The 12,529-nt window shown below is 42.5% G+C and carries 9 protein-coding genes and 1 pseudogene; 9 read left to right on the top strand and 1 reads right to left on the bottom strand.

Annotated features, from left to right (window positions below; all coding sequences use genetic code 11):
- Window positions 1-72: 72 nt before the first annotated feature.
- The 4 genes and pseudogenes from spoIVB to AC2YHV_RS02135 form a co-directional block, all read left to right on the top strand.
- Window positions 73-1,365, top strand: a complete 1,293-nt coding sequence (gene spoIVB / locus AC2YHV_RS02120; protein ID WP_063575695.1) for a SpoIVB peptidase — start codon at window positions 73-75, stop codon at window positions 1,363-1,365.
- Between the two features lie 329 nt (window positions 1,366-1,694).
- On the top strand, window positions 1,695-2,486 hold the full coding sequence (spo0A, locus tag AC2YHV_RS02125) for a sporulation transcription factor Spo0A (RefSeq protein ID WP_034308269.1): 792 nt from the start codon (window positions 1,695-1,697) through the stop codon (window positions 2,484-2,486).
- Window positions 2,487-2,896: 410 nt separating this feature from the next.
- The gene (locus AC2YHV_RS02130) at window positions 2,897-3,631 is read left to right on the top strand and encodes a glycerophosphodiester phosphodiesterase (protein WP_191928966.1); all 735 of its coding nucleotides are present in this window, start codon (window positions 2,897-2,899) and stop codon (window positions 3,629-3,631) included.
- Between the two features lie 266 nt (window positions 3,632-3,897).
- A pseudogene (locus AC2YHV_RS02135) lies at window positions 3,898-4,826 on the top strand (transposase); the annotation flags it as partial.
- A gap of 143 nt (window positions 4,827-4,969) precedes the next feature.
- Here AC2YHV_RS02135 and AC2YHV_RS02140 read toward each other — a convergent pair.
- On the bottom strand, window positions 4,970-5,206 hold the full coding sequence (locus tag AC2YHV_RS02140; protein ID WP_034308264.1) for a DUF2627 domain-containing protein: 237 nt from the start codon (window positions 5,204-5,206) through the stop codon (window positions 4,970-4,972).
- A gap of 205 nt (window positions 5,207-5,411) precedes the next feature.
- On the opposite strand from AC2YHV_RS02140, the gene AC2YHV_RS02145 reads away from it, so the two are divergent.
- The 5 genes from AC2YHV_RS02145 to AC2YHV_RS02165 all read left to right on the top strand — a co-directional run bounded on the left by AC2YHV_RS02145 (window position 5,412) and on the right by AC2YHV_RS02165 (window position 12,504).
- Window positions 5,412-7,469, top strand: coding sequence for a sigma-54 interaction domain-containing protein (locus AC2YHV_RS02145; RefSeq protein WP_487372489.1), 2,058 nt, complete (start codon window positions 5,412-5,414; stop codon window positions 7,467-7,469).
- Window positions 7,470-7,837: 368 nt separating this feature from the next.
- On the top strand, window positions 7,838-8,935 hold the full coding sequence (gene bcd / locus AC2YHV_RS02150; protein WP_048679307.1) for a branched-chain amino acid dehydrogenase: 1,098 nt from the start codon (window positions 7,838-7,840) through the stop codon (window positions 8,933-8,935).
- A 131-nt stretch (window positions 8,936-9,066) separates the two neighbouring features.
- Entirely contained in the window at window positions 9,067-10,488 is a 1,422-nt protein-coding gene (gene lpdA, locus AC2YHV_RS02155) for a dihydrolipoyl dehydrogenase (protein ID WP_063575698.1), read from the top strand.
- Between the two features lie 24 nt (window positions 10,489-10,512).
- Entirely contained in the window at window positions 10,513-11,508 is a 996-nt protein-coding gene (locus AC2YHV_RS02160) for a thiamine pyrophosphate-dependent dehydrogenase E1 component subunit alpha (protein WP_063575699.1), read from the top strand.
- Window positions 11,509-11,520: 12 nt separating this feature from the next.
- Window positions 11,521-12,504: an alpha-ketoacid dehydrogenase subunit beta gene (locus AC2YHV_RS02165; RefSeq protein WP_053535667.1), complete on the top strand. Its 984-nt coding sequence runs from the start codon at window positions 11,521-11,523 to the stop codon at window positions 12,502-12,504.
- Window positions 12,505-12,529: the final 25 nt, after the last annotated feature.

Genomic DNA, 12,529 nt, shown 5'->3' on the forward strand with positions numbered 1-12,529 from the left:
ATAAATGACTGTCATGAGGGCTAAATTAAAGGTGTAGCCATAAAGTTTCAGAGAGCGAGGAGAGTGAATGGATTGAAATTTATATGGATAAACAGGATCATCGGTGGAATTCTCCTTGTTTCGCTATTAACATTAGGGTTATACCAGCCATCTCGTGAATATTTTTTAATTCCAAATCATCTTGTACTATTTGAAGGAAGTCAATATAGTATTTCCAAATCATTGCCTGTTTCTGCAAAAACTTCGGGATCCAGTGATGGAATTTCGCTTCATGATGAACAAGCTTCGATTACGCTTGGTGCCGAGAAACCAGGTACGAATGAAGTGTTACTCGATGTAGCAGGCTTGCCTGCCAAAAAGGTCGACATCAGGGTGTTAAAAGACTTTAGGGTCATGCCTGGAGGCCAATCCATTGGAGTGAAGCTTAATACTCTTGGGGTGCTCGTAGTAGGTCATCATCTTATTGATACGGCGCAGGGGAAAAAATCACCGGGAGAAAAAGCGAAAATTGAAATCGGTGATATTATTACAGAAATCAATGGTCAGACGATAAAGAAGATGGGGGATGTAACCCCTTTTGTTCAGCAGGCAGGTGAAAAGGGTGAGGCGTTGAAAATTGTCATTAACCGTGATAATAAAGTGCTTCATAGTACCTTATTCCCGCTAAAAGATAAGAATGAAGGAACTTACAAATTGGGTTTGTATATCCGTGATTCGGCAGCTGGCATCGGAACGATGACGTTTTATCACCCGGATTCAAAAAAATATGGGGCGTTGGGACATGTCATATCCGATATGGATACAAAAAAGCCGATTGTTGTTAAGGACGGACAGATCGTTCAATCGACGGTCACATCCATCGAAAAAGGAAGCAATGGTGATCCGGGAGAAAAATTGGCACGCTTTTCTTCCAATAAAGAAAAAATAGGAAATATCAATCGTAATAGTCCCTTTGGCATTTTTGGGAAATTAAATCAAGATTTTAAAAATGGAATTAACGACAAACCACTCCCCATCACCCTTTCCCATGAGGTAAAGGAAGGGCCAGCAAAAATCCTTACAGTGGTGAATGGTTCTGAAGTGGAGGAATTCGATGTCGAAATCGTCAGTTCCATCCCACAGAAGTTTCCTGCAATCAAAGGAATGGTCTTAAAAGTGACGGATAAAGAATTGCTTCAAAAAACGGGTGGGATCGTTCAAGGTATGAGCGGCAGTCCTATCATTCAAAATGGGAAATTAATCGGTGCAGTCACCCATGTATTCGTTAATGATCCTACAAGTGGGTATGGAGTCCATATCGAATGGATGTTAAACGAAGCCGGTATAAATATATACGACAAAGATAATTATGAAAAGGCAAGCTAAGAATCCGGGTATCCTTTTGGATGCCCCTTTTTAATGGAAAATTATGATTAGCATAGGTTTAGGTCGGAATTAATTTTGATTTCTTCAAAAAATAGAGGTTTTTTTGGAACGATGTGATAAAATGAAAACGATATGAAGATTTTTCGACAAACGGTTTATTCCAATAGCAAACGAAGTCGAAAACAAGAGATATCCGGAGAATAATATTGAATTCCTTATATTTTTTCAAAAATAAAAGGAATTTAGTTTCCATTGTCGAAAAGTTCAATTACAATAGAATTTAGTCATATAGAAAAAAAGACCAATTGTAGTTGAGGAGGAAATCAAGCGTGAAAAAAATTAAGGTGTGCGTTGTAGATGATAATAGAGAACTTGTTGGCCTTCTGGAAGAATACATTTCTGCACAGGAAGACATGGAAGTGATTGGGGTGGCACATAACGGTCAAGATTGCCTGGGTATGCTAGAAAGCGTTGATCCGGATATTTTGATCCTCGATATTATTATGCCTCATTTAGATGGGTTAGGTGTACTTGAGAAACTTCGTGAAGTAAAACGGGGTGCCATGCCTAATGTGATAATGCTTACTGCCTTTGGTCAAGAAGATGTTACGAAAAAAGCAGTTGATTTGGGTGCGTCTTATTTCATCCTGAAACCATTTGATATGGAAAATCTGGCCAATCACATCCGTCAGGTAAGCGGTAAAGGGCAGGCGGTTTTAAAAAATCATAGTCAATTTAGCTATCGTCCCCAAAATGAATCCAAACCGAAGAACCTTGATGCAAGCATCACAAGCATCATTCACGAGATCGGAGTGCCTGCACATATTAAGGGCTATTTGTATTTAAGGGAAGCCATATCCATGGTATATAATGATATAGAATTATTGGGTTCCATCACCAAAGTTTTATATCCGGATATCGCAAAAAAATACAATACTACGGCCAGCCGAGTTGAACGTGCTATCCGGCATGCGATTGAAGTGGCCTGGAGCCGTGGAAATATAGAATCCATATCATCTCTTTTCGGCTATACCGTAAGCATGACAAAGGCAAAACCTACAAATTCCGAATTCATTGCCATGGTTGCCGATAAGCTGCGCCTCGAACATAAAGCTTCTTGACAGGGGTAGGGTAATACCGGTTGTTAAGACTCAGGGTAACTATTGACCTTATAAAGGCTAGAGCCGCTAAATATAAATAGGAACTCTCCGTCTGGAGGTAAAGGACAGGAAGAAGTTGCTTCGTGATTTTTTCTAATCGGCAACTTCAAATCTTTTTACGCCGGTTAAAAAAATTAAACGCCTTTTATTTATTGGATTTTGCAGCAAATCCCATAAATAAAAGGCGTTTTTGTTTGGTTTAAAAAGCGGCACATAGTAAAAGGGAATGGAGTGATTTGAGGAAAGGAACCTTCTATGCAGAAAATAATCACCTGCGTTTTGATTGTAGAATTGATCTAGATGAAAATAATTTGCTGTTTCTGTTCATAAAATCGGTGTATAACAATTTTTGAGAGAGGCGGCGTTTCATCATGACCTTAATCTTTGCACATCGAGGCTCTGCAGGAACTCATCCGGAAAATACGATGTCGGCGTTCAAGGAAGCTGCCCGTGTCGGTGCGGACGGAATTGAAACGGATGTCCAGCTCTCGAAAGATGGAGAAGTGGTCATCATCCACGATGAAAAGCTCGATCGGACCACGAATGCCTCGGGGTATGTAAAAGACCGGACATTAAAGGAGTTGAAAACCCTTAATGCTTCCGCAACCCATAAGGGTAATTTTGGTGAAGAAAAGATTCCCACGCTTGAAGAACTGTTTATTTGGCTTAATGATAATCAGCTTTTTTGCAATATTGAATTGAAAAATACGGTTTTTCTGTATCCAGGCTTGGAAGAGAAAGTCATCCGGCTCATCCGTACCTACGAAATGGAGGAAAGGATAATCCTTTCTTCTTTCAATCATTACAGTTTGGTCAATTGTCATCGATTGGCACCAGAATTGGAAACGGCACCGCTATATAGGGATGGCCTATACATGCCGTGGATATATGCCAAGGCAATAGGCGGAAGTGCAATTCACCCAAATATCCGGGCTGCCCCTGATGCACTCATTCAATCATCGGTTAGTATGGGTGTTCCTGTAAGGCCCTATACCATTAATGAAGAAACCGAGATGAAGCGGTTATTCAAATTGGGGTGCAGCGGCATCATAACCGATTTCCCCAAAGCAGCGGTACGGATAAGAGAAGAATTGAAGTCAAGATAAAGAAAGAAAGTGCCATACAAGGCACCTTCTCAGACTATAGACAAACTCGATGAAAATCGAGTTTGTCTATTTGGACGTTGATTTCCACTCCAGGCACTCGCTTTCCGCGGGCGGTCGTGGAGCCTCCTCGGCTTTCGCCTGCGGGGTCTCCCCTAGACGCGCTTTTCCCGCAGGAGTCTCGAACACCCGCTCCAATCAACTTTGTCTTACCTTTTAGATGGAACAACTTTTGCATATTAATGACAGCTGCTAATAAAAAGTTAATAAGTGCTGAACACGTTTTCGTGGATTCCACACATGTGAAAGCCAGTGCGAATAAACGGAAATAAGAAAATCGTTCGTAAAGAAACACGAGCGTATCAAGGACGTCTTCAAGAAGAAATCAATCAAGATCGTGAAAACCATGGAAAAAAGCCTTTTCCACTAGATAAATTTGATAAAGAAGAGACCAAAGAGATTAAAGAAAGTACAACGGATTCTGAGAGTGGCTACTATGTGAAAGATGAACGAACAAAACAGTTTGCCTATTCATTCCACGCGGCCGCAGACCGCAACGGTTTTGTATTGGGAACGATTGTAACACCTGGAAATATACATGACAGTCAGATCTTAGAGCCACTAGTTGAACAAGTGATTGAGAAAGTTGGAAAAGCGGAAGCCGTTGCCGCAGATGCAGCTTATAAAACACCAGCGATTACAAGCTACCTATTTAACAAAGAAATCATACCGGCTTTACCTTATACACGTCCTCGCACCAAAGAAGGATTTTTCCGCAAACAGGACTATGTATCCGATGAACATTTTGATTGTTACCTTTGACCTTCGGGCGAAACTTTAAAGTACTCAACAACAAATAAAGAGGGCTATCGCGAGTACAAATCGCCAAAACAAATTTGTACAACATGCTCATTTTTATCTCGGTGTACAGAAAGCAAAGACTGTCAAAAAGTGGTGACAAGGCATATCTGGCAAACACGTGTGGAAGAAGCAGATCATCTGCGTCACCATCAAGATGTAAAACCTATATGTGCAAAACGTAAAGAAACGATTGAGCGTGTATTCGCAGATGCAAAAGAAAAGCATGGTATGCGTTGGACTACTTTAAGGGGACTTGATGCAGGCGATGCTTACTTTCGCTGCCATTAATTTAAAGAAGATGGCCAATTGGACATGGCGAGGTCCAAAAATGGCCTAACATGTGGGCTCGTAGAGCCCCAATCTCTTAACTTTAGGCGAAAATTTAAAGGGAATTTCAAAAGGGGTTCAGAATTTTTTAATTCCGACCCCCTTTTGTCTACAAACTGAGAAGGTGCCATACAAGGCACCTTCTTTTTGCGTTTAAAATTTATTGAACCTGCTCTGGACCTTATTTTGTTTTCGATCTCGATGTAGGACGAAGCCGGCGATAAAGGCTATTCCGCCTATCGTAATGAGCAGTCCTATTAAAAATTGCAGCCAAAGGAATGGATAGGGGGGCTGTAAAATACCGAATACCATGTCCCTCATTATTTTTATGCCATAGGCAGCAAAGGCACCGGGTATAAAAAGAATCAAAAAAGCGATTAAACGTTTCATGCAGTCAAATCCCTTCCGAAAATTCCATCTTTAAAAAATGATAAAGGATATAAATTATTTGTCAAGTAACGGGAATCTAGATAATGACTGGGAGTTGGCGGCTGTTTTTAATGGGGGCCGATATGGTAAAATGGTGTGGAGTATGAAAAAAATTGCAGGGAATGATCTATTTAAAGGGGTAATTATTTCTTAAGGGGGATGGCTGATGCAAAAGGTCATGATAGTAGGGGGAGGAGTGGGAGGGACGACCGTGTTGAAACTCCTATCGGAAAGTGAAGTATTCTCCATTGTTTGTATGGCTGATACGAATGAATCCGCTGAAGGGATGCTTGCTGCGAAGGAACGGAGGATTCCTACCGTGACTAGTTGGAGCATGGGATTGAAGTGGGATTTGGACATCATATTTGATACGACCGGTGACCCGTCTGTCTATAAAAAGATAAAAAGGGACATGGGCGAACAAACGATTCTCATTCCTGGAAGTGTCGCCCTCATTATGACTAAGTTGTTTGAAGAGAAAAATCGTTTAATAAGTAAATTGGAGAATACCTCCGCAAAAATGGATTTGATCCTTAATACGACCAGTGAAGGGATGGTGGTGATTGACCATGAAGGATTCATCATCATGTTCAATGATAGTGCGGAACGTGCATCAGACACAAAGCGCGAGGATGTAATTGGGAGACAGATCAAAGATTTCATCCCATCAACAGGATTGCTGCGAGTGATGCAAACGAACCAAAAAGAAGTGAATCAGGAAATCACCCTTGGCAATGGGATGGAACTCATAACGACAAGGATACCGCTGGTGAATGCCGATAAGGAAATCATAGGGGCTTTTGCCGTGTTTAGGAATAAGATGGAAGCTGTGCAATTGGCGGAGCAGATCACTGATTTAAAAGAGATACAGACGATGCTCCAGGCAATCATTCAATCCAGTGATGAAGCCATATCTGTTGTGGATGATCAAGGAAGGGGGCTTTTGATCAATCCGGCATATACAAGAATCACTGGCTTAACAAAGACCCAAGTGATCGGTAAACCGGCTTCCATCGATATTTACGAAGGCGAAAGTATGCATATGAAAGTGCTTCAGACAAAAAAACCTGTTCGTGGTGTCAATATGCGTGTCGGCCCAAAACACAAGGAAGTGATCGTGAATGTTGCTCCAATCATCGTGGATGGGTGCCTGAAAGGAAGTGTTGGCGTCATTCATGATGTATCGGAAATTCAAGCCTTGACCCACGAACTTAATCGGGCAAGACAGATCATCCGAACATTGCAGGCCAAATATTCCTTTGATGATATAATTGGGGCTTCCGAAGAGATGAAGCTTCCCATTGAACAGGCGAAATTATCGGCTAGAACACCTGCTACTGTTTTATTAAGAGGGGAATCAGGGACGGGAAAAGAGTTATTTGCACATGCCATCCATAATGCGAGCGATAGGAAGTTCAATAAATTCGTTCGGGTAAATTGTGCGGCCATCTCGGAATCATTACTTGAAAGTGAACTATTCGGTTATGATGAAGGAGCCTTTACCGGGGCAAGCAGGGGCGGAAAGGTCGGTTTTTTTGAAGAGGCAAATCAAGGGAGTATCTTTTTGGACGAAATTGGTGAATTGCCAGCCAACATCCAAGCTAAATTACTGCGGGTTTTACAAGAAAAGGAAATCGTCAGGGTGGGGGGGACGAAGCCGATCCCCATCAATGTCCGGGTCATAGCCGCTACGAACATCAATCTTGAACAGGCGATCGCAAACGGATCATTCAGGGAAGACTTATATTTCAGGCTGAACCGCATGCCTATTTTCATTGCTCCATTAAGAAAGAGAAAAGAAGATTTGAGAGAATTGGCGGAGCATTTGATTAATAAAATCAATCAGGAGTATGGACGGAGCATAGAGGGAATTACAGCAGCAGCTATACATAAGATGCAAATCTATAACTGGCCGGGAAATGTGAGGGAACTGGAAAATATCTTAGGACGGGCAATCATTTTCATGAAATTGAACGAGACAATCATTGATATCCATCATATCCCGGATTTTATCGAAGAGCTTCCATTAAATCAAGAGAAATTATTAATGAAGCCTTCCGGCTACGTATCGGGGAAACCGCTCTCGGAGATAATAGACCAGTATGAAGCCGAAATCATTGAGCAAGCGTTCCATACCCACAAGGGAAATAAAACACTTACGGCAAAAGCGCTGGGGATTTCAGTTAGAAATCTATATTATAAAATGGAAAAACTAAAACTGTGAAAAATTTTGCGTGCAATTATTTGCACACTATGAAAAATAATGCATGGAATTTTCTGATTTATTTTAATTTAAGCGAGACTCCACTTCTGACATGAAATTTTTTTGAATTTGTTATAGGCTATAGTTGCCCGACATATTAACCAGCATGTCCTTTTTTTGGATAAAAAGATGTTGATTATGTATTTTATTGGCATGTTATTTGCATATTTAAAGGTGCATGGGTTTTTCAAGGGAACCATTCCCCATGGGGAAAATATCATGTGAGTAGCGGATTTTATTTAAAACGAACGTAAGAACAAGTAAGAATGAGGAGAAATTCATTAGTCTCATATCTGACATGTATTAAAACATCTAGGGAGGATTCCTTTATGGAAATTTTTAAATATCTTGAGAAGTATGATTACGAGCAACTGCTATTCTGTCAGGATAAACAATCGGGTTTGAAAGCGATTATTGCCATTCATGATACAACATTAGGGCCTGCGCTTGGAGGCACAAGGATGTGGACGTATGCATCTGAAGAAGATGCCATTGAAGATGCCTTAAGGCTTTCGAGAGGAATGACATATAAAAACGCCGCTGCCGGCTTGAATTTAGGCGGGGGGAAAACAGTCATCATCGGCGATCCGCGTAAGGATAAAAATGAAGAAATGTTCCGTGCATTCGGAAGGTATATCCAAGGGCTGAATGGCCGTTATATAACAGCTGAAGATGTAGGTACAACGGTTGAGGATATGGATCTCATTCATGAGGAGACGGATTTTGTCACGGGGATTTCCCCTGCATTCGGTTCTTCGGGTAACCCTTCCCCAGTAACGGCATATGGCGTATACCGCGGTATGAAGGCTGCTGCAAAAGAGGCATTCGGAACTGATTCCTTAGAAGGCAAGGTGGTTGCTGTCCAAGGCGTCGGGAATGTTTCTTATAACTTATGCCGTCATCTTCATGAGGAGGGCGCCAAGCTTATCGTTACGGATATCAATAAAGAAAGCGTGGCCCGTGCGGTTGAGTCCTTTGGGGCGACTGCAGTGAATCCAGATGAAATTTATGGAGTCGAATGTGATATCTATGCACCTTGTGCATTAGGGGCTGTCATAAATGATCAAACAATCAATCAAATCAGGGCGAAGGTCATTGCAGGTGCTGCGAATAATCAATTAAAGGAAACTGTTCATGGCGATCAAATTCATGAAAAAGGGATTATATATGCTCCTGATTATGTAATTAATGCAGGGGGAGTCATAAACGTGGCCGATGAGCTTTTAGGGTATAATCGGGAAAGAGCCCTTAAGAAAGTGGAAACGGTTTATGATACAATTGAAAGAGTCATCGAGATTGCAAAACGTGATCAAATCCCAACTTATAAAGCAGCGGATAGGATGGCAGAGGAGCGAATTGCTCGCATGAGGAATTCAAGGAGCCAATTCCTGCAAAATGAAAAACATATCCTGAATGGAAGAAAATGAATGTAATTTTACAAGATTAGATTCCTGTGTTTTTTTAAATAAACACAGGAATTTTCAACATGGATAACGTAATAAACATAGGGCAAGTAAAAATGGTGACAAATTGTATGTATTTGTGAGGAGGAGTGGTTTTGGCTGAAGAATTTGACCTCGTTATCCTCGGAGGAGGAACAGGCGGGTATGTGGCGGCAATAAGGGCTGCTCAATTAGGATTGAAAACGGCTGTCGTGGAGAAAGGCAAGCTCGGCGGAACGTGTTTACATAAAGGCTGTATCCCTTCGAAAGCACTTTTAAGGAGTGCGGAAGTTTATCAGACTGCAGTGAAAAGTGAGGAATTCGGTATTGTTACCGGGGATGTAAAGGTAGATTTCCTTAAAGTGCAGGAAAGAAAGACTAAAGTGGTCGATCAACTCTATAAAGGAGTTCAGCACTTGATGAAACAAGGAAAGATAACGGTTTATGAAGGGTTAGGGCGTATACTTGGTCCTTCTATATTTTCACCGATGCCTGGGACAATTTCCGTGGAAATGAATGATGGCAGTGAAAATGAAATGCTCATTCCCCAGAATGTCATCATTGCAACCGGTTCGCGTCCGAGGACACTGCCTGGTTTAGCGGTTGATGGGGAAATGGTGCTTACATCGGATGAAGCTCTAAAGCTTGAGAGCCTGCCAAAATCGATGATTATTGTAGGCGGTGGAGTTATCGGCATTGAATGGGCTTCGATGCTCAATGATTTTGGTGTGGAAGTGACAGTACTGGAATATGCAGATAGAATCATCCCGACAGAAGACCATGATATTTCCAGTGAAATGCTTCGTCTCCTAACGAAAAAAGGCGTCAAATTCGTTACAGGTGCCAAGGTATTGCCTGAAACCCTGAAAACGGGTGAGTCAGTATCCATTTCTGCTGAAGTCAAAGGTTCGGTAGAGGAATTCACAGCTGAAAAAATGCTGGTTTCCGTAGGAAGGTCAGCAAATGTTGAAGGGATCGGCCTTGAAAATACGGAGATTGTGAAAGAAAAAGGTTTTATTGAAACCAATGACTTCTTCCAAACGAAGGAATCACATATCTATGCGATCGGTGACTGTATCGGCGGTCTGCAATTGGCACACGTTGCCTCCCATGAAGGTATTACGGCCGTTGAACATATTGCAGGCAAAAAACCGGAACCGCTGGATTATTCGCTCATTTCTAAATGTGTGTATTCAAGCCCTGAGGCTGCAAGTGTCGGTTTGACGGAAGATCAGGCAAATAAGGAAGGCTATGACCTTAAAATAGGGAAATTCCCATTCCGTGCAGTCGGTAAGGCCCTTGTTTTTGGGGAAGCGGATGGTTTTGTCAAAATCATCGCCGATAAGAAAACGGATGATATACTGGGCGTTCATATGATCGGGCCACATGTTACGGATATGATTTCAGAAGCTGGACTTGCAAAAGTGCTTGATGCGACACCTTGGGAGATAGGCAAGACAATTCATCCGCACCCAAGTCTTTCCGAAGCAATCGGGGAGGCGGCCCTTGCTGTCGATGGACGTGCCATACATTCTTAAAGAATAAGGTCAGGAGGTTTTATGATGGTAGAAAAACGTCATGAACAATTAGGCTTAAATGAGGAAACGGTTTTAGATATGTACCGGACAATGCTTTTGTCCCGCAGAATTGATGAGCGCATGTGGCTTCTAAACCGATCCGGGAAAATTCCCTTCGTGATTTCCTGCCAGGGGCAAGAAGCTGCACAGGTTGGGGCAGCGTTTGCGCTTGATCGGCAAAAGGATTATGTACTGCCTTATTACCGGGATGTAGGTGTGGTGCTTACCTTCGGAATGACCGCAAAAGATTTGATGCTTTCAGGTTTCGCGAAAGAGGAAGATCCCAATTCCGGCGGGCGCCAAATGCCAGGTCATTTTGGTCAAAAGAAAAATAGGATCGTCACTGGTTCATCGCCTGTAACGACACAGGTCCCGCATGCAGTCGGAATTGCCCTTGCAGGGAAGATGGAAGGTAAGGATTTGGTGACTTTCGTAACGTTTGGGGAAGGTTCATCCAATCAGGGCGATTTTCATGAAGGGGCCAACTTTGCAGGTGTGCATAAGCTACCGGTCATTTTCATGTGTGAAAATAATAAATATGCGATTTCCGTTCCTATAGAGAAACAGCTATCGTGTGAAAATGTTTCCGACAGGGCGATTGGCTATGGGATGCCTGGAATAACGGTGGATGGCAATGATCCATTGGCCGTGTATGCTGCGGTGAAAGAAGCGGCTGACCGTGGACGAAGGGGAGAAGGCCCTACACTAGTGGAAACCGTCTCATACAGGCTCACACCACATTCAAGTGATGATGATGACCGAAGCTACCGGACGGCGGACGAAGTGGCCGAAGCCAAAACGAAGGATTCCATAATGACGTTTGGAGCCTATTTAAAAGAAGTGGGAATCATGGATGATGACCTTGAGAAACAAATGAATGATGAAGTAATGAAGATAGTCAACGAAGCAACCGATTATGCTGAAAATGCTCCATATCCAAAGGCTGAAAGTGCTATGAATCATGTGTATGCACAAAAGTAAGGGGGTAATAGAATGCCAGTGATTTCTTATATAGATGCCGTGACAATGGCAATGAGGGAAGAGATGGAACGAGATTCCCGTGTATTCGTATTGGGAGAGGATGTAGGAAAAAAAGGTGGGGTCTTTAAAGCCACTAATGGTTTATACGACCAATTCGGTGAAGACAGGGTCATCGATACCCCGCTCGCAGAATCTGCAATCGCAGGAGTTGGAATTGGAGCCGCCATGTATGGGCTTCGGCCGATAGCTGAGATGCAATTCGCTGATTTCATCATGCCAGCCATTAACCAAATCGTTTCAGAGGCAGCCAAAATCAGATACCGTTCCAATAATGACTGGAGCTGTCCTATGGTAATCCGTGCTCCATATGGAGGGGGAATTCATGGAGCTCTTTATCATTCGCAATCGGTTGAAGCGATCTTTGCCAATCAGCCGGGCTTGAAAATTGTGATGCCTTCCACTCCGTATGATGTGAAGGGTTTGCTTAAAGCTGCCATTCGCGATGAAGACCCAGTGCTTTTCTTTGAACATAAACGTGCATACCGCTTGATCAAGGGTGAGGTGCCTACTGAAGATTATGTACTTCCAATCGGTAAGGCGGATGTGAAAAGGGAAGGGGAAGACATTACAGTCATCTCCTATGGCCTTTGTGTGCATTTTGCCCTTCAGGCAGCAGAAAAATTAGCTGCAGATGGAATTTCTGCACATGTTCTTGACTTGCGTACCGTGTACCCTTTGGATAAGGATGCCATCATAGAAGCAGCTTCTAAAACGGGGAAAGTATTACTGGTTACGGAAGATAATAAAGAAGGAAGCATCATGAGTGAGGTCGCAGCCATAATTGCCGAGCATTGCCTTTTTGATTTGGATGCCCCTGTAAAACGATTGGCCGGCCCGGATGTACCTGCCATGCCTTATGCGCCAACGATGGAAAAACATTTCATGGTGAATCCCGATAAAGTGGAAAAAGCAATGAGGGAATTGGCCGAGTATTAATGACTGTTAAGAAGGAGGAACGAAT

This window comes from Peribacillus sp. SRI_006 (assembly GCF_057586375.1).

Excerpts from the sequence above, each read along its gene's own strand:
- AC2YHV_RS02130 (WP_191928966.1), top strand. The coding sequence starts at position 2,897 with ATGACCTTAATCTTTGCACATCGAGGCTCTGCAGGAACTCATCCGGAA.
- AC2YHV_RS02140 (WP_034308264.1), bottom strand. The coding sequence starts at position 5,206 with ATGAAACGTTTAATCGCTTTTTTGATTCTTTTTATACCCGGTGCCTTT.
- AC2YHV_RS02145 (WP_487372489.1), top strand. The coding sequence starts at position 5,412 with ATGCAAAAGGTCATGATAGTAGGGGGAGGAGTGGGAGGGACGACCGTG.
- bcd (WP_048679307.1), top strand. The coding sequence starts at position 7,838 with ATGGAAATTTTTAAATATCTTGAGAAGTATGATTACGAGCAACTGCTA.
- AC2YHV_RS02160 (WP_063575699.1), top strand. The coding sequence starts at position 10,513 with ATGGTAGAAAAACGTCATGAACAATTAGGCTTAAATGAGGAAACGGTT.
- AC2YHV_RS02165 (WP_053535667.1), top strand. The coding sequence starts at position 11,521 with ATGCCAGTGATTTCTTATATAGATGCCGTGACAATGGCAATGAGGGAA.